This window comes from Paenibacillus tyrphae, assembly GCF_024158745.1.
In the GTDB taxonomy this organism is placed as follows: Bacteria; Bacillota; Bacilli; order Paenibacillales; family NBRC-103111; genus Paenibacillus_G; species Paenibacillus_G tyrfis_A.
The window spans coordinates 85752-106198 of record NZ_JAMZAW010000008.1 but is presented as its reverse complement, the minus strand read 5'-3'; the positions used below and the strand labels follow the sequence as shown (position 1 = coordinate 106198).

The 20447-nt window shown below is 54.9% G+C and carries 21 protein-coding genes; 13 read left to right on the top strand and 8 right to left on the bottom strand.

Annotation, left to right across the window (positions count from 1 at the left end; genetic code table 11):
• Window positions 1-28: 28 nt before the first annotated feature.
• A complete protein-coding gene (locus NI000_RS13565) occupies window positions 29-211 on the bottom strand; it encodes a hypothetical protein (protein WP_054977564.1) in 183 nt (60 codons plus the stop codon).
• 171 nt (window positions 212-382) lie between these two features.
• Complete coding sequence (locus NI000_RS13560; protein WP_253411327.1) at window positions 383-538, bottom strand: aspartyl-phosphate phosphatase Spo0E family protein; 156 nt, start codon at window positions 536-538, stop codon at window positions 383-385.
• Between the two features lie 203 nt (window positions 539-741).
• Here NI000_RS13560 and NI000_RS13555 point away from each other — a divergent pair, with 203 nt between their 5' ends.
• Entirely contained in the window at window positions 742-888 is a 147-nt protein-coding gene (locus NI000_RS13555) for a hypothetical protein (RefSeq protein WP_253411326.1), read from the top strand.
• Between the two features lie 107 nt (window positions 889-995).
• Here the strand turns inward: NI000_RS13555 and NI000_RS13550 are convergent, their stop codons facing one another.
• Window positions 996-1166, bottom strand: coding sequence for a hypothetical protein (locus NI000_RS13550; protein WP_253411324.1), 171 nt, complete (start codon window positions 1164-1166; stop codon window positions 996-998).
• 149 nt (window positions 1167-1315) lie between these two features.
• Here NI000_RS13550 and NI000_RS13545 point away from each other — a divergent pair, with 149 nt between their 5' ends.
• A complete protein-coding gene (locus NI000_RS13545; RefSeq protein WP_253411322.1) occupies window positions 1316-2044 on the top strand; it encodes a phosphonate ABC transporter ATP-binding protein in 729 nt (242 codons plus the stop codon).
• A 71-nt stretch (window positions 2045-2115) separates the two neighbouring features.
• Here NI000_RS13545 and NI000_RS13540 read toward each other — a convergent pair whose 3' ends face one another.
• Window positions 2116-3102 (bottom strand): YpdA family putative bacillithiol disulfide reductase, encoded by a 987-nt coding sequence (locus NI000_RS13540; protein WP_253411320.1) that lies wholly within the window; start codon window positions 3100-3102, stop codon window positions 2116-2118.
• 102 nt (window positions 3103-3204) lie between these two features.
• Complete coding sequence (locus NI000_RS13535) at window positions 3205-4437, bottom strand: NAD(P)/FAD-dependent oxidoreductase (RefSeq protein WP_253411318.1); 1233 nt, start codon at window positions 4435-4437, stop codon at window positions 3205-3207.
• Window positions 4438-4610: 173 nt separating this feature from the next.
• On the opposite strand from NI000_RS13535, the gene fucU reads away from it, so the two are divergent.
• Both fucU and NI000_RS13525 read left to right on the top strand, forming a co-directional pair.
• Entirely contained in the window at window positions 4611-5042 is a 432-nt protein-coding gene (gene fucU, locus NI000_RS13530) for an L-fucose mutarotase (protein WP_253411317.1), read from the top strand.
• Between the two features lie 84 nt (window positions 5043-5126).
• Complete coding sequence (locus NI000_RS13525; RefSeq protein WP_253411315.1) at window positions 5127-5936, top strand: hypothetical protein; 810 nt, start codon at window positions 5127-5129, stop codon at window positions 5934-5936.
• 86 nt (window positions 5937-6022) lie between these two features.
• Here NI000_RS13525 and NI000_RS13520 read toward each other — a convergent pair whose 3' ends face one another.
• On the bottom strand, window positions 6023-6463 hold the full coding sequence (locus NI000_RS13520; protein ID WP_253411313.1) for a hypothetical protein: 441 nt from the start codon (window positions 6461-6463) through the stop codon (window positions 6023-6025).
• Between the two features lie 280 nt (window positions 6464-6743).
• On the opposite strand from NI000_RS13520, the gene NI000_RS13515 reads away from it, so the two are divergent.
• The 4 genes from NI000_RS13515 (at window position 6744) to abc-f (ending at window position 12541) form a co-directional block, all read left to right on the top strand.
• Window positions 6744-7277, top strand: coding sequence for a protease (locus NI000_RS13515; RefSeq protein WP_253411311.1), 534 nt, complete (start codon window positions 6744-6746; stop codon window positions 7275-7277).
• Window positions 7278-7301: 24 nt separating this feature from the next.
• Window positions 7302-8837 (top strand): flotillin family protein, encoded by a 1536-nt coding sequence (locus NI000_RS13510; RefSeq protein WP_253411308.1) that lies wholly within the window; start codon window positions 7302-7304, stop codon window positions 8835-8837.
• Between the two features lie 130 nt (window positions 8838-8967).
• A complete protein-coding gene (locus NI000_RS13505; RefSeq protein ID WP_253411306.1) occupies window positions 8968-10362 on the top strand; it encodes an MATE family efflux transporter in 1395 nt (464 codons plus the stop codon).
• A gap of 355 nt (window positions 10363-10717) precedes the next feature.
• Window positions 10718-12541 (top strand): ribosomal protection-like ABC-F family protein, encoded by a 1824-nt coding sequence (gene abc-f / locus NI000_RS13500; RefSeq protein ID WP_253411304.1) that lies wholly within the window; start codon window positions 10718-10720, stop codon window positions 12539-12541.
• A gap of 109 nt (window positions 12542-12650) precedes the next feature.
• On the opposite strand, the gene NI000_RS13495 is transcribed toward abc-f, so the two are convergent.
• Together NI000_RS13495 and NI000_RS13490 are read right to left on the bottom strand one after the other, a co-directional pair.
• A complete protein-coding gene (locus NI000_RS13495) occupies window positions 12651-13934 on the bottom strand; it encodes an MFS transporter (protein ID WP_253411302.1) in 1284 nt (427 codons plus the stop codon).
• A 69-nt stretch (window positions 13935-14003) separates the two neighbouring features.
• Window positions 14004-14600 (bottom strand): TetR/AcrR family transcriptional regulator, encoded by a 597-nt coding sequence (locus NI000_RS13490; protein ID WP_010495378.1) that lies wholly within the window; start codon window positions 14598-14600, stop codon window positions 14004-14006.
• A 266-nt stretch (window positions 14601-14866) separates the two neighbouring features.
• Here NI000_RS13490 and NI000_RS13485 point away from each other — a divergent pair, with 266 nt between their 5' ends.
• The 5 genes from NI000_RS13485 to NI000_RS13465 all read left to right on the top strand — a co-directional run bounded on the left by NI000_RS13485 (window position 14867) and on the right by NI000_RS13465 (window position 20434).
• Entirely contained in the window at window positions 14867-15925 is a 1059-nt protein-coding gene (locus NI000_RS13485) for a Bug family tripartite tricarboxylate transporter substrate binding protein (protein WP_253411300.1), read from the top strand.
• A gap of 19 nt (window positions 15926-15944) precedes the next feature.
• Window positions 15945-16412, top strand: coding sequence for a tripartite tricarboxylate transporter TctB family protein (locus NI000_RS13480; RefSeq protein WP_253411298.1), 468 nt, complete (start codon window positions 15945-15947; stop codon window positions 16410-16412).
• A gap of 53 nt (window positions 16413-16465) precedes the next feature.
• Entirely contained in the window at window positions 16466-17992 is a 1527-nt protein-coding gene (locus tag NI000_RS13475) for a tripartite tricarboxylate transporter permease (protein ID WP_253411297.1), read from the top strand.
• A 112-nt stretch (window positions 17993-18104) separates the two neighbouring features.
• Window positions 18105-19712 (top strand): ATP-binding protein, encoded by a 1608-nt coding sequence (locus NI000_RS13470; RefSeq protein WP_253411295.1) that lies wholly within the window; start codon window positions 18105-18107, stop codon window positions 19710-19712.
• On the top strand, window positions 19709-20434 hold the full coding sequence (locus tag NI000_RS13465; protein WP_253411293.1) for a response regulator: 726 nt from the start codon (window positions 19709-19711) through the stop codon (window positions 20432-20434). The genes NI000_RS13470 and NI000_RS13465 overlap by 4 nt, the downstream gene beginning before the upstream one ends.
• Window positions 20435-20447: the final 13 nt, after the last annotated feature.

Sequence of the window (20447 nt, the reverse complement as noted above, 5' to 3'; positions counted from 1 at the left end):
TCGGTTGTCGTTTCAGAATTCTGTTCGGTTATTGCAGGCTGCGGCGCTTGTCGATGATTTGCTCTTCGAGCTGCTTTTTAATTTTTTGCATCGCATCGACTTCCAGTTTATGATTTTGCCGGAATCGAACGCCGGTCAATGCCAAAGCCTCGTTCAAGGTCAGCTCGACGGAAATTTTTTGCTCCTGCGGCTCGCGTGCTTCATAACTCATGGTGCATCGCTCCTTCTCATTAGGGTTTGAGAGTGCATCAATAAGCTGTATTTGGCAGGGGACTTAAGTGTAGTTGTCGGAAAAATCCTTGATTTTCCTTGGTTTCAATATAACATACCATGTAACATATTGCAAGTACAGGACACAAAAAAGAGGCCCGTCCGGCCCCGGTTATTTTATCCGTTCCTGCATCCGAAGACGTTGGATGGACAAGATCAGACGATCTATTTTTTGGCTGAGCTCTACTACCCGGGGATCAACGAAGCTGCCTTTTTCTTCCACGAGTGAGTAAAGCTGCATCTGCATTCGCTCCAAATGCCGTCTCAATTCCGCTTCTTCCATCGGTTTCAGACCCCATCCTAACGCTGTAAAAATAGTAAGTCTACGATCAGTCTATTATAATTCAACCGGGTTGTAAAATATGTAAATGATTGTCGAGTCTATTATTAAGTTTTCTTTAAGGAAAACGGCGGACCGTATAATTCTGTCCGGGAAGCGGTATATTACGGTCGACGGGAGGTGAGCCGAACATGGACAGTACCAAGGCGAACAAGGGAAACAATCCGAATTTCAAAGAGAACAAATTTACGGCAGAAGAGGCGGTCATGCATGCCGGGAAGGCGGCGGACCGGCCTCCGAACTTGAATGAAATTCCGAAGGAGACGAATCCTCAGTAACACAACGATTTCCGTGGAAACGGCACGAATAGGGAAGTGACAGAAAAGTGCAAGCGAAAACGGTAAAACCCCGAGGAACGGGCAGTTTTACCGTTTTTCCGCATCTGCTAAGCTTCGGCGTTGTTATTGTGCCCGATGGCCAGATTGGCGATTTCATCGTTCATTTCGTCCGGGAGACGGGTTTTGAAATAGCCGACGACCGCTTCAACCGCTTTGTCCGCCTGCCCTTCGGTAATGCTCGCTTGCTCGGAGACGAGCTTGACCAATTGGTGCTTCACGCGTTGTTCCTCCTCTTCGGGATATACGGGATAAACATCTAATAGGATGTGCTCCTTTATGGTTTTTATGTGGCAGAACATGTTATATTTATACCAAGACATAACAAGCCTGCTATTGCTTTGGCTCGAACAAAGGAGACATCGGACGGATGATCATCGTACGCAATTTAACCAAATCGTTCCCATCCGGGCAGCGGGTGCTGGACCGTATCAGCTTTCAGGCGGACGAGGGGGAGCTGGTGGCGCTGCTCGGCGCAAGCGGGAGCGGCAAAACGACCTTTTTCCGGTGCTTGATGCTCAAGGAAAAATGGAACGATGGCCAGTATATCTACGACGGAAAGGATATTTCGGGCGCCGGCATCTGGGAGAAGTTCCAACTGAACAAGCAGTGGGCCTATCTGGAAGAAAAACCGAGCCTCAATCTGAAAAAGACGGCTTTGAAAAATGTGCTCAGCGCGCTATTGTTTAAAAAATCGTGGTGGCGCTTTCTGACGAATAGCGTTTCCGAAGACGACCATATGGAAGCAATGGATTACCTCGATAAAGTAGGATTGCTCGATAAGGCGCACGAGCCGGTGGAGAAGCTGAGTGGCGGGGAGAAGCAGCGTGTCGCGATCTGTAAGGCGCTGATCAAGGGAGCCAAGGTAATATTTGCGGACGAGCCGGTGTCCGGCTTGGACCCGGAGGCAGCAAGCCTCGTCATGCAGGATTTCAAGTCCATCTGCCAGAAGCATAAGCTTCTCGTGTTTTGCAGTCTGCATCAGGTAGAGCTTGCCGAAAAATTTGGCTCGCGCATTTGGGGACTGTCCGACGGGAAGCTCGTGGTGGATATTGCGGGCCGGCGGTTGACCCAGCGGGAGAAGGAACTTATTTTTTAATAACGAGTTACAGTAACGTATGCGAACTAAAAAAGGTCGGCCTTGACATCAATGTCCGGGCCGACCTTTCTTTAGTTAACCGTAGCATTGCAAGCGGTGATCCGCTTTGCGATCAATCCGCCGTGCAAACGGCCGGTTTCGATAAACACCTCGTTGGCGTTCGCGCCCGAAGCGATGACACCGGCGACGAAAAGCCCGGGAACGGTCGTTTCCATCGTGGCCGAATCGTACTGGGGAATCCCATTCGGCTCCGAGACGACTGCCCCGGCTCCCGCCAACAGACCGCGGTCCGGGCGGAAGCCGGTCAGCGCCAGAACGAAGTCGTTATCGAATTCCTCTTCGCGTCCTTCGCGAGAAACAGTGACGGACGTTTCCGTGATGCGGACGACCCGGGATTGAAACAGCATCCGAATGCGGCCCTTGTTGACCATACTTTCGAAGATCGGCTTAACCCACGGCTTAATGACCGGCGAGTAGGTTTCGCCCCGGTAAACGACGGTCACCTCGGCGCCAGCCCGCAGCAGCTCCAGCGCGGCATCGATCGCGGAGTTGCTTCCTCCGATGATCGCGACCTTCGTGCCAGTATACGGATGAGCTTCGCGGAAGTAGTGCGTCACCTTGCTTAATTCCTCACCCGGGATGCCGAGCATATTCGGCTGCGTGAAATAGCCGGTGGCGACAATGACATGGCGCGCGGCTATCGTAGAAGCTGCGCCGAAACGATTTTGCACCGTCAGCTCGAAGGTGCCCCCCGGCTGTACCGCCAGATGGGTCGCCGTATGGTAGGGACGGATGCGTACGCCGCTGCGGGCCGCCACATTCCGGTAATAATTCAAAGCTTCCAGCCGATAAGGCTTATCGTTAGGCGTCGAGAACGGGTAACCGCCGATCTCAAGCAGCTCCGGCGTGCTGAAAAACTGCATGTACGTCGGATATAAATATATCGAATGCACAACGCACTCTTTTTCGATAATAAGAGGATCGATGCCGATCTTCTGCAGCTCCAGGGCCGCGGACAAGCCGCAAGGACCGGCCCCGATAATGACGACTTCTTCCATTGGAATGATTCACCCGCTTTTTCGAAGGTATAAATAGAGAGAGGATGCTGTTGATCCTCTACCCATAGTACCTTATCGGGACGGCGGATGCCAACGCTTTGTTTACACCGGAGTCTGCAAGCTGTGTGCAGGACGGTCTATGCGGACGAGATCCGCGTCAGGGTGGCGGCCTTCGGTAATCAGGCCGGCTATCATTTGCGCTGCAATCATACTGTAGACGGTACCGTTCCCTCCGTATACCATCGCGAAGTAGCAATGGGGAAATTGTTCCATGGCGCCGATCATCGGCAATCCGTCGCGGGTTCGCCCGTAGGCGGCGGACCATGCGTATTCCGCCTGGATACTGCCGGCTTCCGGAAACAGCTCCTGCACGGTCTGAAGCAGTTGATCGCGCTTCGAGCTCAAATGTTGCTTCCGTTCCTCCGGGCCGCTCGTGTCCTCATCTTTGCCGCCGATAACAATACGATTGTCTGCGGTCGTACGGATGTAGACGTAAGGGCGGGCGGTTTCCCAGATGAGACAGCGGTTCGGCCATCTGGGGAAGCCGTCCAGCGGTTGTGTGGCGACGACATACGAGCTGGTGAACACGGTGTTGGGATGCCGTATGATTTCCATGGTTTCGAAGCCGGTGGCAAAGACGGCTTTGCGTGCTTTAATTCTGCGGTTATCGTTCGTATAGAACACGATGTGGTCCTTCCCGGTCTGATGCCGAAGCACTTCCGTCTCTTGAAATACGCGCATTCCTTGCCGGTGGGCGGTGCGGATTAAAGCGTTTGCGTATTTATAGGGATTCAGCTCGGCATCGGCCTGAGACAGGATGGCGCCCGGCTTGCGAATGGAGTACCGTGCTGCGATCGATTCGGCTTCTAGATACTGCACCGGAAAGCCGTGCTTTGCCAGCGCTTCGTATTCCTGCTTAAGCTTCGGCATATCGTCTGCACTGGAAGCGTAACATAAGCTGTTGCGGCAGATAAAATCCGGGGAGAAATCAAGCTGCCGCGCGACAAGCCCAATCTGCTGTACGGCCTGCTCGCACAGCTTATAGAAGCGGACGGCCTTCTCTTCACCGAACGAATGAATCATCGAAAGCAGCGGCGTATCGTTCATCCACTGCAGGAGACCGGTACTGGCTGATACGGTGCCCGAAGCGATCCTTCGTTTGTCGACGACGACCGTATCAACGCCCCGGTTGTACAGCGTATACGAAATAATCGCCCCAGCCTCGCCTCCGCCGATGACGATACATTCGCACTCAATATCATCTTCCAGCCTCGGATAGGCGGGCGGATCCGGCATTGTGTCCGGCCACAGCAGCTTGCCTGTTGTCAGATTCATAGGGACGGCTCCTTCGTCTTAAGCGATCGAATGGAATTAGTATGGGAAACGGTGTTATTTTTTAATCGACCGCTCTGCCACTGTAACCGTTGACAAAAACTGGCCCGCTGCCCTAGGATAAGCTTGAACGCTGCGATACGGCGGCGCGAGACTAGCCCCTTGGAGGTACGGACATGTTAAAAGGCATTCCTTCGATTCTTTCTCCCGAATTGTTCAAAATCATGATGGAAATGGGACACGGCGATGAACTGGTGCTGGCCGACGGCAATTTTCCGGCGGCGAGTCATGCGCAGCGTCTGGTGCGCTGTGACGGACATGGCATCCCCCAACTGCTTGACGCAATATTAACCTTTTTTCCATTGGATACGTATGCGGAGCATTTGGTCGCTTTAATGGCCGTCGTTCCCGGCGATCCGGTGAAGCCGATCATCTGGGACGAATACCGCGCGATTGTCAAGAAACACGCGCCCGAAGCCGCCGAGCCGGCATTTGTGGAGCGGTTTGCATTCTATGAGCGCGCCAAACAAGCGTATGCCGTCGTTGCGACGGGCGAAGGGGCGTTGTATGCGAACATCATACTTAAAAAAGGCGTCGTCAAGCCGTAACGCCAATCATAATCCGTCCCTGAATCTCATAGATTAAGACTACGAATCTATGACTATGATTTCAGATGAAATGGGGATGCGCCGATGATAGCCGTTCTGAGAAACCGTCTGGCCCGCGGAAACGAACGTCAGCTTCAGCTTTTGCTTGCGGGATTTTTGCTTGGCAATTTAATTGCCGTCATTTTGTCCGTCTATTGGACAAGCCCTCGGGAAAAGCCGGTTCCCGTCCATTATACATACACCGCGTATGCGGCGGCGAACGGAGTGAAGCTGCATGCGATGCGGACGGCTCCCGACAATATCGAGCTGAAGCACATCGTGACCAACGTGACTGTGACGGCCGATTACGGGATTAACGGAGGCTTTTTCTGGAACGGCGATCTGTTAAGCATTGCCATTGTCAACGGCAAGCCGCTGAAGGGCGAACCCCATGATTACGGTTCCGGCTGGTACAACATCGATTATCCGAAAGGGACGCTCGTCTGGGACGAAGTGACGCGGTCGTTTTCCGTGCAGGTGGCGCAGGAGGCTGGGGAGCTGAAAATGACCGACCCGAACCGCTACTGGGCGCAAGGCGGGGTCAGCATGTCTCTCGGGGCGGAGGAGCGCTGGATCGAGCAGGCGAAGAAGGAGGACATGCCGGCGTTTGACGAACTGAGGCTGCGCTCGGGAGCCGTGTTCGACCGGCAGCAGAACTTGTGGCTGCTCGTATCGGACAAGCCGTGCACCGTCGAGCAATTCCGTCGGGCGGTGCTTGAGACGATTGAGCCGGGACGTCTGGTTGACGGCATTTTTCTGGACGGCGACGGCTCCTCGCAGATGCAGAACGGGCATGTCCGCCTCAAGGGAGATTCCCGGGAGGTCTATCAGATGCTGGCGCTCAAGGCGAAGTAAAGACGGCCGCGGGAATGATTTCCAGAATAATACGCGAAAAAAGCCGACCCTTCAACATAAAGGAGTCGGCTTTGTATGCATATGGCCTACGGATTCACTTCTACGTAACCCTTTGTTTTTTTGTTGCCCCGGTTCGAGATGAAGATATTGTGCTTTTTATTGGGGTCAACATGAAATACTTTCGACAGCTCCTCGTCCGTTTTATCTCCTCTTACAACGATGCTGCCTACCGATGTTTCTGTGCTCCCGTCGACTTCGAATACCGTATATTTCACCTCAGTGTCTCCCGAGCTGGATTGGGAAACCGTTAAAGTCAATTCGCTTCCGTTCGGCCAAAAATTGCTTGTTTGGTCATACTTGCTTGACGAACCTGTTCCAAGCTCAAAATGATACCGATAAGAGAATGTGCCAACATCGCCGGCTTGTACTTTCTGTGTTGCATTGTTCGTTTCGTGAGCAAAAGCGCTGATCGGAGCGGCGGACATCAAGAGGGTCACGGCTGATAACATCATCAAAGACTTTTTCATTAACGTATCACTCCTTCAATTTTATGATTGGTTGAACAGACGTCTGAACAATTGTGATTATATACCCATTGGGCTATTATTTTTTGCGTTTGGTTTATCTGGTTGAAAAGACGCATTTTCCTGCACAAAATATGTCAAAATATAGATTTAATGCAATATAAATATAATTAATAAATATTTCGTCGCTTTAAGGAAAATAGAGGTAAAAAACGAAACTTTTACGCGTATGATGCGTATTACGACTTGAGTACATAACCCTAGACGGTCAGGAGGGAAGGACATGCTTGGAGTGTATTGGGGGCTGCTGATTACCGGCGTCCTATTCGCCTTGGTGACGGTACTGCTCGGCGATTTGCTCAGCAACGCGTTAGACGGGATGTTCGATTTCATGTCCGGCGACGTGCTTCACTGGCTGCAGCCGATGGTGCTCTTCAGTGCGCTTACGGTGCTTGGCGGGGCCGGAGTGCTTCTGACGGGCTATACGTCTTTGGGAGCGGGGGCGGTCTTTGTCCTATCCCTTCTGGCTGCTGCCGCATCTGCCGTTCTGATTTATTTTATCTATGTGAAGCCGATGGAGAGAACCGAAAATTCGGTCGCCTTCTCGATGCAGGATTTGGTCGGCCGCATCGGCGAGGTGACCGTACCGATTCCCGCGCGGGGAAGCGGCGAGGTCGTGATGCGGATCGGCGGCGGCGTGACGAATCAAATTGCGGAAAGCTTTGACGGGACGGAGATTGCGGCAGGTCTTAAGGTTGTGACGGTGGAAGTGAAGGACGGCGCACTGCTTGTGTCTTGTCTGGACTCCAATCATTAATTACTTATCGAAGGAGCGGTGCAGATGGATGGAATAAGCGATGCCTTGTTGGTTCCCGTGATTGTCGTTGCCGTTATCGTCGTGTTGGGCCTGGCGTTCTGGGCGCGGTACAAAACGGTCAGCCCGGACGAAGCGATGATCGTGACCGGATCGTTTCTCGGCAGCAGAAACGTCCTGACGGATGACAGCGGACGCAAAATCAAAATCGTACGCGGCGGCGGTTCGTTCATTCTTCCCGTGTTCCAGCGGGCCGAGTTTTTGTCGCTGCTGTCGCATAAGCTTGACGTCTCGACTCCCGAAGTATATACGGAGCAAGGGGTGCCGGTGCTTGCCGACGGCGTGGCGATCATCAAGATCGGCGGGTCCGTCGAGGATGTCGCTACCGCGGCGGAGCAGTTTATGGGCAAGCCGACGGAAGCGCTTAAAGGAGAGGCGCAGGAAGTGCTGGAAGGCCACCTGCGGGCCATTCTCGGTTCGATGACGGTGGAGGAAGTGTACCGGAACCGGGATCGCTTTGCACAAGAGGTTCAAGGTGTGGCGGCCAAGGATTTGAAGAAAATGGGCCTGCAAATCGTTTCCTTTACGATTAAGGACGTCCGCGACAAGCAGGGTTATCTGGAGGCGCTCGGGAAGCCGAGAATTGCCGCCGTGAAGCGGGATGCGGAAATCGCCGAAGCGGAAGCGCTCCGCGATTCGCGGATTCAGAAGGCGCGCGCCGAGGAGGAAGGGCAGAAGGCCGAGCTGCTGCGGGACACGAACATCGCCGAGGCTTCGAAGGAGAAGGAGCTGAAGGTAGCCGCCTTCAAGAAGGATCAGGATATGGCCCGCGCGGAAGCGGACCAGGCGTACCACATCCAGGAGGCGCGTTCGAAGCAAAGCGTTGTCGAGGAGCAAATGCGAGTGGAACTCGTGCGGAAGGAGCGCGAAATCGACTTGGAAGCGAAGGAGATTCTTCGCCGCGAGAAGCAGTATGACGCCGAGGTGAAGAAGAAGGCGGACGCCGACCGGTATGCGGTCGTTCAGGCGGCGGAAGCGGAGAAGGCGAAGCAGATCACGCAAGCGGACGCCATGCAGTACCGCATCGAAGCGGAGGCGAGAGCGCAGGCGGAGCAGAAGCGGCTTGAGGGTCTGGCGATTGCGGATGCCGAGCGGGCCAAAGGGACAGCGGAGGCGGAGGTAATCCGGCTGCGCGGCTTGGCCGAAGCGGAAGCGAAGCAGAAGCTCGCGGAGGCGTTCGAGAAGTTCGGCGAGGCGGCTGTCCTCGACATCATCGTCAAAATGCTGCCGGAGCTGGCGGGCAAGGTGGCCGAGCCGATCAAATCGATCGACAAGCTTACGGTTGTCGATACAGGTCACGGGGAAGGCGCGGCGCGGGTCAGCAACTACGTGACGCAGCTGATGGCGACGGCGCCGGAAATGCTGAAGAGCGTCAGCGGACTGGACGTGGAGAAGCTGGTGAAAAGCTTGACGAATCGCACGAGTCAGCAGACTCCCGTGGCGAGTCAACCGGCTCTCGTCCCTGCCCCTCCCGCCGATTCGAGTGCAAAGCCGGAAGCGTAAGCGGGGTTAGGCGAGCAGTCCGATTTACGCGCGGCCTGTTCTGGATTATAATGGAGAAAGCGGCATGTTTTACGTGTGCGCATCGAGGGCGGCCTCCCGGGCCGCCTTTCTTTTCTCTGGAGGGATCACCATGCCTAAAACAAACGCTGCAAGCGCTAATTTGACGGAAGGCCCTATAGCCAAGAAGCTGCTGCTGTTCGCTCTGCCGGTTTTGATGGGCAACGTGCTCCAATCGCTGAACGGTACGATCAACTCGATCTGGGTTGGCAATTACCTCGGTGAGAGCGCTTTCGCCGCCACTTCCAACGCGAACAACATTATGTTTTTCCTGCTTAGCCTTGTGTTCGGCATCGGGATGGCTTCCACGATTTTGATCGGACAAAGCATCGGCGCGCAAAATGAAGAGCAAGCCAAGCGCGTGGTCGGTACGAGCGCGCTGTTTTTTATTACTCTGGCGGTGATCATCACCGTGATCGGTTTTATTTTCTCGTCAACGATTCTGGATTGGATGCAGACCCCCAAAGATGCGATGCCTTATGCCATCGCGTATTTGCGCATTATTTTTGTCGGTGTGCCATTTATGTTCTTTTACAATTTCGTGATGATGATCATGCGGGGTGCGGGGGACTCCAAGACGCCGTTCTACTTCTTGCTGCTGTCGACCGTGATCGATATCGTGCTGAATCCCGTGTTCATCTTCGGATGGGGGCCGATTCCGCGCCTCGAAACAGCCGGCGCGGCCGTAGCCACGGTCATCGCGCAGCTGGTAAGTCTGATCGGCCTGATCGTCTACTTGTACCGGACCCGCTATTTTTTGCGCCTGACCCGTGCGGACCGGCGATATATTCGATTGGACCGGCAAATTATCGTATCGCTTGTCAAAAAAGGGCTGCCGATGGGCTTGCAAATGATGGTCGTCTCGACCAGCGCCATTGCCATCGTCAGTCTGGTGAACAGCTTCGGCTCAATGGCGACCGCAGCGTTCGGCGCAGCCATGCAGCTCTCGAGCTATGTCCAAATGCCGGCGATGGCGATCGGCGGCGCCGTGTCGACGCTGGCTGCGCAGAACGTCGGAGCGGGCAAATGGGACCGGGTGCATAAGACGACGCTGCTTGGCATTGCATTCAACTTTGTGATGACGGGCGCGCTCGTCGGACTGATCTATGTGTTCAACCGGCAGGCGCTGCAATTGTTTCTGCAGGACGAGTCGGCAATTGCCACCGGAATGAACATCAACCATATTACGCTGTGGGCGTTCGTACTCTTCGGGATTACGTTCGTCGTCTCCGGCGTCGTTCGTTCAACCGGCGCGGTCATGGTGCCGCTGCTTACCGCCTTCCTGGCGCTCTGGTGCATCCGTGTGCCGGTGGCCTACTATTTGGGAAATACGTTCGGGCTGGAAGCGCTCTGGTGGAGCTTTCCCATCGGCTTTTGCATCAGCATTGTGATTTCTGTTGCTTACTACGTGTGGGGGAATTGGCGCAGCGCCAAGATGCTGACTCCGGAGCCGGGTCAGACGGAGTAGCTGTGACGAAAGTTTTCGTATAACGAATTCCTCCCTTGGATTACAGCGGAACGTTATGGTAAAGTGAATTCATCTTATTCTTGTGAAATCGGAGGACTTGTGCGGCGATGATTTGATAACACGTTATCCTAGGAACAAATTGCAGGAATGCAATCGTTTTTCCCTGGGGAAAAGCGGACGGGATACGTGTGCCCACGAGAGTCCATTCGATAGAACGACGAACGGTTAGCAAGCTGCCGGGCCGGACGGTTTTTTCCGTACGCGCCTGTGCTTCTTGTCCTCTCTTATGCATGCATATGACCGTAAGCCCCGGGCTGCGGTTTTTTTTGTTGTCATGAAACGGAGGAATGCCACAATGCTAATCGTAAAAGCAGCGGATTTACGCAAGGAATGGGACGGCGCGGTCTTGTTCGAGAACGTGTCCCTCGAGATTGCCGAAGGGCAGCGCGTCGCGATTTTCGGACGGAATGGTACGGGCAAAACGACGCTTCTCAAGGGATTGCTGGGTCAAACGGCATTCGATCACGGGAGCGTGCATCGGCATTTGCCGTTGGAAGAGTGGGGATGGCTGGAGCAGCATCCTGCCGGAGTGCGGGAGAAGACGGTGCTGGACTTCGTGCTGTCCGGCTCGGAGAGCCGCTATGCGCTGAAGCTTCGGCTGGAGGATTTGCAGCGGTGGATGAGTCAGGAGGAATCGGCGGAGCTGCTGGATCGGTACGGAGAGCTGCACGAACGCTATATGCAGCAGGGCGGCTACGATTGGGAGCTTCAAGCGAACAAATGCTTGCAGCGGGTGAAGCTTGATCCAGGCTTATGGCAGCAGCCTTTTCACTATTTGAGCGGGGGACAGAAAACGAGAGCGCAGCTTGCGAGGCTGATGGTTCGGGAGCCGAAATTCATTGTGCTGGACGAACCGACCAACCATCTCGACGAAGAAACGTTAAGCTGGCTGGAGCTGTGGCTGCGGCAGTACGCAGGCACCGTGCTGTTCGTTTCGCACGACCGGTATTTTCTGGACCGGACGGCGTCGGCCATTTACGAGCTGACCGGACAGGGCGGCCGGATGTACCTTGGAGGCTATTCGGATTACCGCAAGCAGAAGGACATCGAATGGCAGTCGCAAGAAGCGCTGTTTAAAAAGCAAGAGCAGGCCCGCGAGAAGCTTCTGGAGAGCATCCGCCGCTACCAGCAATGGTTTCACCAGGCGCATCAAGCCGCGGGACAAAACGATTTTTTGCGCTCCAAGGCGAAAAAGAACGTATCCCGGCTCAAAGCGAAGGAAGCGGCACTCGAACGGCTCGACCGGGACCGGGTGCGAAAGCCCCGCGAGGAGGGGAGCCTGCATATGCAGCTGAAGGACCGGCCGTTTGCGGCAGAGACGCTGCTGCGCATGAAGGAGGTTCGCTTTGCCTACGACGGCGGCAGACAGATCATTCAGGCGCTGAGTGCGAGCGTCAATCGGGGGGACCGGGTTGCGGTCATCGGACCGAACGGAGCAGGCAAAACGACGCTGCTGCGGCTCATGACCGGGAGCTTAATTCCGGATTCGGGCGAAGTCAAGCTCCATCCGCAGACGAAAATCGGTTACTTCGCGCAGGAACTCGACCAGTTGAACCCGGACGAGACGATTCTGGATAGCCTGCTGCGGCTGCCGGACATGACTCAGTCCCACGCGCGTACGATTCTGGGCTGCTTTCTGTTCAGCGGGGACGAGGCGTTTAAACGGATTGGCGACCTGAGTATGGGCGAGAAATGCCGTGTCGCGTTTCTCCATCTGTATTTTGGCGGGTTCAATCTGCTTGTGCTGGATGAGCCGACGAATTATTTGGATATCGATACAAGGGAGAAAGTCGAGGAGGCGCTGCTCGAATACCAAGGGGCGCTTGTCCTTGTTTCGCATGACCGATACCTGCTGCGGAACATCGCAAACCGGCTGCTGATCTTGGACGGTGCGGGGGCAAAAGCTTTCCCGGGAACGTATGACGAATATACGGCGAAGCGGAGAGATGCCGATGGCTCGGCGGAAAAACAGCGGCAGGAGAACGAAATCAGCCGGTTGGAGCTTAAGCTGACCCAGTTGATGGCAGAACCGGAGCCGGAGCTTGACGCGGACCGGCAGCGGTTAATGGCCGATATCAAGCGGCTGCGCGCACTGCTCATGAGCTTGAAGCAATCTTAAAAACAGATGCCTTTCGGGACGGAATAAACCCATCCTGAAAGGCATCTTTCATTACAGCTGACGGATCACCTGTCATATCGGTACCCAGATACGGATCTTATGCGGGAAGTTACAAAGTTGGCAGCGACTCTTTCTTGGACATGCCCGCCGTCGTCTCCGGCTCGTTTATCATCTGGCCGGAAGGGAACGACAATTGCAGGCTGATGCAGGCGGCGGCAGCAACAAGCGCGGCGGAGATGAAGAACGTTGTCATCAACGAGGTCGAGCTCATCAACAGCCCGGCGGCTCCCGAGCCGATCAAGACGCCACCGGTCATAAGCGGAGCCAGAATACCGTTCGTTCGTCCGATGTAATCGGCATGCACAAGTTTAATCATGAACGTGCTCAGCACAATTTGCAGAAAAGCTTCCGTAATCCCGACGAAAAAGCGCATCGAGGCCGTGACGAAGACCCAACGGGACAGCACTTCGAAAGCGATCGAAGCAGCCAGGATCAGCAGGCCGAGAAACATGACCGTCTTAGCGAACCGTTGAATGCGGGAGGAAAGCGCTGCGGCGAGCAGCCCCCCGAGAAGCATCCCGATCCCGGATACGGCATAGAACCACTGTAAATTTTCTTTGTGGAGGCCGAGCCGTTCGATCAGAATATAGACGTCGAGCGGTTGAATGATCCCGACAGCGAGACCGATCAAAGTGAAGATAGAGGCGATAACGACCAAGTTCCGGTTCCGCTTGACGTATCGAAAGCCCTCGGCCATGTCCTGCATGACCGTGTTGTTAGCCGATTCACTGGAACGCTCCGACGAAGGGAGCCCTATTTGGATGATCGCCGCAAGCAAAAATAATCCGATCAGCACGAACAGCGAATATTGGATGCCCAGCGTCGTGTAAATCGCCGTGCCGATAATCGGTCCGACAATAACGAAGATCGACATCAAGCCTTGCGTAATGCTGACGGCCAAGCCGACCTGTTCCTCGGGAACATGCTTTTTGAACAGGATGGAGGAGGACGGCTGCGAGAACTGGCTGACCACCGCGGATACGATCGTCGCTACGAAGACAGCCTGCCACAGGCCGGACATCATGCACAGCGCAATGATTCCGATTGAGATCGCGCTCAAGGTATCTCCGGCGATAACCGTTTTCTTCGGGTTCCAACGATCCGCGAAGGTGCCGCCGATGAATGAGAAGATAAAGATCGGCAAATATTCGAACATCGTGAGCAGAGAGACGGCAACCGGATCGTTGTCGGTCATCTCCATCACATAAAAGAGCAGGGCGATATTTCGCGTCCATATCGCAAGCTGCTGCAGCAGGTCGGCGAAAGCTACGATTTGGAATACGCGGTTTCGCCATAAGGGTGGATGAGTGTGGGGGATAGGCGAATGACTCATAAATAAATCCTCCTTCATAATAAACTGACCGTCCGGTTTAATAATGTTCAAAAAAAGACGGAAAACCGCTTAGTCAGGCCGAATTCCGTTCAGAATCGTGTCGATCGCTTTGCGATGAATGGCAATCAATTGGTCCATCGAATAATTCTCGTAATAAGTGGCGCTCAAGCCGCCAAGCGTTCCCATGACGATGAAAGTTAATTGCTCGGGGTCGTCTTTCTTGAATTCCCCCTTATCCATGCCGGCCTGCAGCACGTTCTTTACATGCTGGTGGGGCGTCTTGGCAAGCGTCAGCAAATAGTTCAAGATGTCGGGATCGGCGGTTTGACTGCCCGAAAATTCCTCTGCCGCTTTCATGAGAGGATTTTGAAGATCAAGCGCAAAATGATCGGCCAGCGCGTATAACCGTTCGGTTTCGCTCGTCAAGGAAGCGGACAGCTTAGTCCATTGATCAATCCATTCCTGCATGTTCTCGTCCAGCAATTTTAGGAACAGAGATTCCTTGCTTTTGAAATGGTAGTAGATGCTGCCTTTGCTCATGCCGGAGTTCACGCGAATATCGTCAATCGACGTGGCACTGTATCCTTTTTGGACAAACAGCTCCTTGGCGGTGGCGAGTATATGCTTGCGGGTCTGTTCCGCTTCTTCGGGACGTTTGCGTGCCATCGTGCACCTCATCTATTAATCTGACCGTCCGGTCTAATTGTTAGAATAAAGGAAACGGACCAAAATAGCAAGAGCGGCGACGACAAAATCATTTTTGAACATTTCGTGAACAGAATGAGCAAAATGCGCACAATGCGAATTATTCAACTTATGAGCAGAAGCTAGGATCATGAAAGCGCTTAATGCTACAATGACGAAGCAATCGATAAGAAAGCGCTATCAAATAAAGAGCAAAGCAAAAATAAAAAAATTGGAGGTCCTCACTTATGATATTGAAAACGCTCTCGAACAAATCTTGGAAAATCGCGCTCACCAGCGTTCTGGCGCTCAGTTTGACGGCATGCGGCGCCGGCGCAGGCGCCCCAAAATCGAATGACGGAACCAAGCCGGCCGCCTCCGGCAAAACGTCGTCGTACCCCGAGAAACCGATCGTTATCGTTGCCCCGTCCGGGGCAGGCGGCGGCTGGGACAAAACGGCGCGTTCCATCGCCAAGACGCTCGCCGAGAGCAAGGCGGTCGGTCAGCCCCTCACCGTGGAAAACAAGCCGGGCGGCGGCGGCGCGGTCTTCATGGCCGAATATGCGACGAAGGACAAGAAAGACAATTACAAGCTGTTCGTCAGCTCGCCGCCGATTCTGATCAACAACTTGAAGAAGGAAGGCAACAGCCCGTACGGCTACAAGGATACGACGCCGCTGGCACAGCTGACCAAGGACTATGGCGCGATCGTTGTCAGCGCTAACTCGAAGTTTAAAGATATGAAAGCGGTGATCGAAGCGCTGAAGACCGATCCGACGAAGGTAACGGTTGCGGGAGGCTCCGCTCCGGGCTCGATGGATCATCTGATTGCCGTGCTTCCGGCCTACAAGTCGGGGATCGATCCGAAGAAAGTAAAGTATGTTTCGTATGATGGCGGCGGCGAAGCGATGACCTCGCTTCTTGGCGGCAACGCGGACGTGATTGCGACTGACGCTTCCAGCGTAGGCGAATATGTCAAAGCGGGCAAAGTCCGCGTGCTTGCCGTGACGGCGCCGAACCGGCTCTCCGGCGAGCTGAAAGACGTCCCGACGCTTAAGGAGCAGGGCATCGACGCCGAATTTAACATTTGGCGCGGCATCTTCGGACCAAAGGAGATGGGCAAGGACGAGCTTGCCTTCTGGGACGCCAAGTTGAAAGAAATGTCCGATTCCGAAGGCTGGAAAAAAGAGCTTCAGGCGAACGTGTGGGAGAAAGATTACAAGAACGCGGCCGAGTTCAAGGCGTTCCTCGCCCAGCAGGAATCGCAGGTGAAGGACATGCTGACGGCGCTCGGCATGGCGAAGTAAGGATAGGGAGGTTGGTCCGATGAGCAAAACATTTGACCGCACGATGTCTATCGTTTTTCTCGCGGTCGGAACGGCATTCGCTTACGGCAGTCTATCGATTTCCAGCAGCGCATATGGAAGCCACGTGGGGCCGAACATCTTTCCGCTCGGACTGGGCCTTCTGCTGATTCTGGTCAGCTTGAGACTGTTCTACGAAACGTTGAAATACCCGGCCGCTCCTAAAGGGGAAGGCCGCGGAACGAAGCTGGACTATAAGCGGTTTCTCGTCATTTTGGCTTCTACGATCGGCTATATTATGCTGCTTGAGGAAATCGGCTATGTGATCAGTACGTTTATTTTTCTGATGATCGGCTTTCAAACGATGGAACGGGGAAAATGGCTATACTCGGCCATGATTTCCGCAGGCTTTTCCATCGGCGTCTATTACGTCTATGTCGAATTGCTGCAGGGCACTTTGCCGGGCTTGCCTTCTTGGTTGGGCCTCTGAGCGAATGCTTTCGAGACGGCAATCGTTCGGATTGCTAGGGAGGGAAGGGCTTCATGGATACGTTACAATATTTGCTCAGCGGGTTTGCTACGGCGCTGATCTGGTACAACTTGCTGTTTGCTTTTGCCGGCGTGTTGATCGGGACGATGGTCGGCGTTCTTCCGGGGATCGGGCCTATCAGCGGGGTCGCTCTGCTGATCCCGGTCACCACCTCGCTTACCAGCGGACTGCCGCCGGAAGCTGCCGCGACCAGCTCGATCATCCTGCTGGCCGGCGTGTATTACGGAGCGATGTACGGCGGTTCGACCACCTCGATCCTGCTCAATACGCCGGGGGAATCGTCCTCCGTCGTTACCGCCCTGGACGGTTATCCAATGGCGAAGCAGGGCCGGGCAGGGTCGGCGCTCTCGATTGCGGCCATCGGCTCCTTCGTCGCCGGCTTGATTTCCCTGATCGGGCTGGTGCTCCTGGCCGAGCCGCTGTCGAACGTGGCGCTCAAAATGGGCCCCGCCGAAGAGTTTTCGCTCATGGTGCTAGGGCTGTGCGCGCTAAGCGGACTGGCCGGGAAATCGATCACGAAAGCGCTGCTGATGACCGTGTTCGGCCTGGCGCTGGCCACGATCGGAATCGACGCGGTATCCGGCGTCGCGCGCTTTTCGTTTGATATTCCCGAGCTGTATCAGGGCATCGAGTTTTTGACCGTCGCCGTCGGATTGTTCGCCCTCGGGGAAGTATTCAAAACCATTCTCGAGAAGGATGCGGACACCGGCGAAATTGCCAAAATCAACAGCATCCTGCCGACGAAGCAGGACTTGAAGGACAGCGCGATGCCGATTGTGCGCGGCTCGCTTGTCGGCTTCTTCAAAGGCATCGTCCCCGGCTCCGGGGCGACCTTGGCTTCGTTCCTCTCGTATCTGCTGGAGAAAAAAATCAGCAAACATCCGGAGAAATTCGGCAAGGGCGCCATCGAGGGCGTCGCCGGTCCGGAATCGGCCAATAACGCCGCTTCGGGCGGTGCGATGATTCCGCTGCTGACGCTCGGCATTCCCGGAACGGGCACGACCGCCGTGCTCATGGGGGCGCTCATCATGTACAACGTGCAGCCGGGTCCGCTGCTGTTCGAGGAACACCCTAGCATCGCTTGGGGCCTTATCGCCAGTATGTTTATCGGAAATGTTATGCTGCTGCTGCTCAACATGCCTTTGGTGAAGGTGTTTGCCAAAATTATCGAAACGCCGGCGAAATACTTGATTCCGATTATCGTGACCATCTCCATCTTCGGAGTATACGCCGTGCAAATGTCCGTCTTTCATTTGATGCTGCTGCTTGCGTGCGGGGTTGCCGGCTATTTTCTTTCCAAAAACGACTACCCGATTGCGCCCCTCGTTCTCGGACTGGTCCTCGGACCGATGATCGAAAACAACATGCGGCGGGCGCTGACCATTTCCAGCGGCGACTTTTCCATCTTCGTCATGAAGCCGGTTTCCTTGATCTTTCTGATCATCGCCGTGCTGTGGCTCGCCATTCCGTTTGTGATGAAGCTGCGCGGCAAAAAAGTGATCGTCAACGAAGAAGCGTAAGGCGGGACGGATATGTTCCGACATCATCCCCGGGCAGGTCCAGCTTATTGGGCCCCCGGGGCTTTGTGTCGGTTGAGGCTGGATGTGGTATCATAGGAAGAAGGGGGAGTTTATGCGCTTACAAACGAAGCTGATTTTGCTTATATGCACGCTCCTTTTCTCCGTGCTTACGGTAGCGGCGGGGGTTGTCGAATATATGGTGACTTCCATGATGGAAGACCAGATCGGAACCCGGGCGCTCAAGGTGGCAGAGACAGTGGCAGAGATCCCCGAAATCCGGGAAGCGTTCAAGCTTGCGGAGCCGTCTTCCGTCATTCAGCCGCTTGCCGAGCAAATTCGCGAGAAGACGGGGGCCTTGTACTTGGTCATCGGCAACCGCGAAGGAATACGCTACTCCCATCCGGTGCCCGAGCGGATCGGCAAAGAAATGGTCGGTGGCGATAACGGTCCGGTGCTCGAAGGCAAGTCGATCATCTCCAAGGCGGAAGGGTCCATGGGGCCTTCGCTGCGCGGAAAAGTCCCGATTCGGGGCGAGAACGGGGACGTGATCGGCATCGTATCGGTGGGCTTTCTTTTGGACGATATTAACCGATGGGACGATGTGTATCAGCGGCGGATTTTGCTTATTTCCCTTGCCGCTTTAGTCGTAGCGATGGCCGGAGCCGTCGTGATTGCGAGAGGCGTCCGGCGTTCGATTCACGGTCTGGAGCCGGAAGAAATCGGAACGCTGTATATGGAGAAGAAAGCCATACTCGAATCGATCCGCGAAGCCATACTCGCGGTGGACCGCAACGGCTTGATCACCTTGGCGAATCAGCAGACGCTGCGCATTCTGGGGCTTCCCGACGATACCAAGCTTATCGGCAAGCCGATCCGGGAAATCGTTCCGAAATCCCGTCTGCTCACGGTGGCTCGCACCGGCCAGTCCGAATTCGACGTCGAGATGATTATGCACGGTCAAGAGGTCGTCGCGAACCGGGTGCCGGTATTCAATAGGCAAAATGAAGTCATCGGCGCCGTAGTCAGCTTCCGCAGCAAGTCGGAGGTGTACCGGCTCGCGGAGGAATTGTCCCAGGTCAAGCGGTTCGCCGAAGGACTGCGGGCACAAACCCATGAATATTCCAACAAGTTGTACGTCATCTCCGGACTCATACAGCTCGAATCGTATCAAGAGGCCGTCGAGATGATTTCCAAGGAAACGGATGTGCATCAAAATTTCATTCAGTTTATTATGCGGGAAATTCCCGACCCGGTGATCGGAGGATTGTTAATCGGCAAATACAACCGCGCTCACGAGCTGAAAATCAAGTTCGAGATCGATCCCGAAACCTCATTCAAGGATGTGCCGGCCCGGGTCGATAGGGAGCTGCTCGTTACGATCATCGGCAATTTAACGGACAATGCCATGGAAGCGCTGCTCGATTATTCTGCCGCCGAAGAGAAGAAGGTTACCTTGTTTCTGAGCGACTACGGCGAAGACCTAATGATCGAATGCGAGGACAACGGCCCGGGCATCCCGGACGAATGGGCGGAGAACATTTTCCAGAAAGGCGTGTCGAGCAAAGAGGGCGAGCATCGGGGCATCGGACTTGCGCTCGTCAAGCATGTCGTGGATAAACTCGGCGGCCAGATTTTGCACGAACCGTCGGGGGAGGGCGGCACCGTGTTCTCGGTTGTCATTCCGAAACGGGTCGAACCGAAGAAAGGGGAAGGAACTTGAAGGCTGACGCTGCGAATGCGACCTCGCCGATCCGCGTGCTGATCGTTGAAGACGATGAGCGGATCGCGGAGATTAACCGGCGCTTCGTCGAGAAAGTACCGGGCTTCGGCGTTGTCGGCATCGCGACCGACGAGCCGCAGGCGCTTGAGCTATTGAGCGTGCTTGAGCCGGATCTGGTGCTGCTTGACATTTATTTTCCAGAGACCAGCGGGCTTGAGCTGCTTCGTACCATCGGCCAGCAGCACCGGCAGGCGGACGTCATTATGATTACCGCGGCCAAAGAGGTCGAAGCCGTCCGGGAAGCGATCCGCGGCGGCGTGTTCGATTATATCATGAAGCCGGTGCTCTTCAGCAGAATGCAGGAGACGCTGCAGCGGTACGAATCGTTTCATCGGACGATCAAGCAGCTGCGTCAGGCTAACGCTTCGATCGGTCAGGACGAGATCGACCGGCTGCTTCAGGGCAGCGCAAAAAAAGAAGCCCCCGGTCCGGGAGCTTCGCTGCCCAAGGGCATCGACAAGCTGACGTTGGATAAAATCGTCCAGGCGATCTCCGAGGCGAACGCGCCGCTCACCGCGGAAGAAACGGCGAAGCGGGTCGGCGTCAGCCGCTCTACGGCCAGGCGCTACTTGGAGCATTTGGCGGAAGACGGCAAACTTCGCGCCGATTTGTCTTACGGGGACGTCGGCCGCCCGGAGCGGGTGTACTTTCGAAAAAAATAAACGAAATAAATTA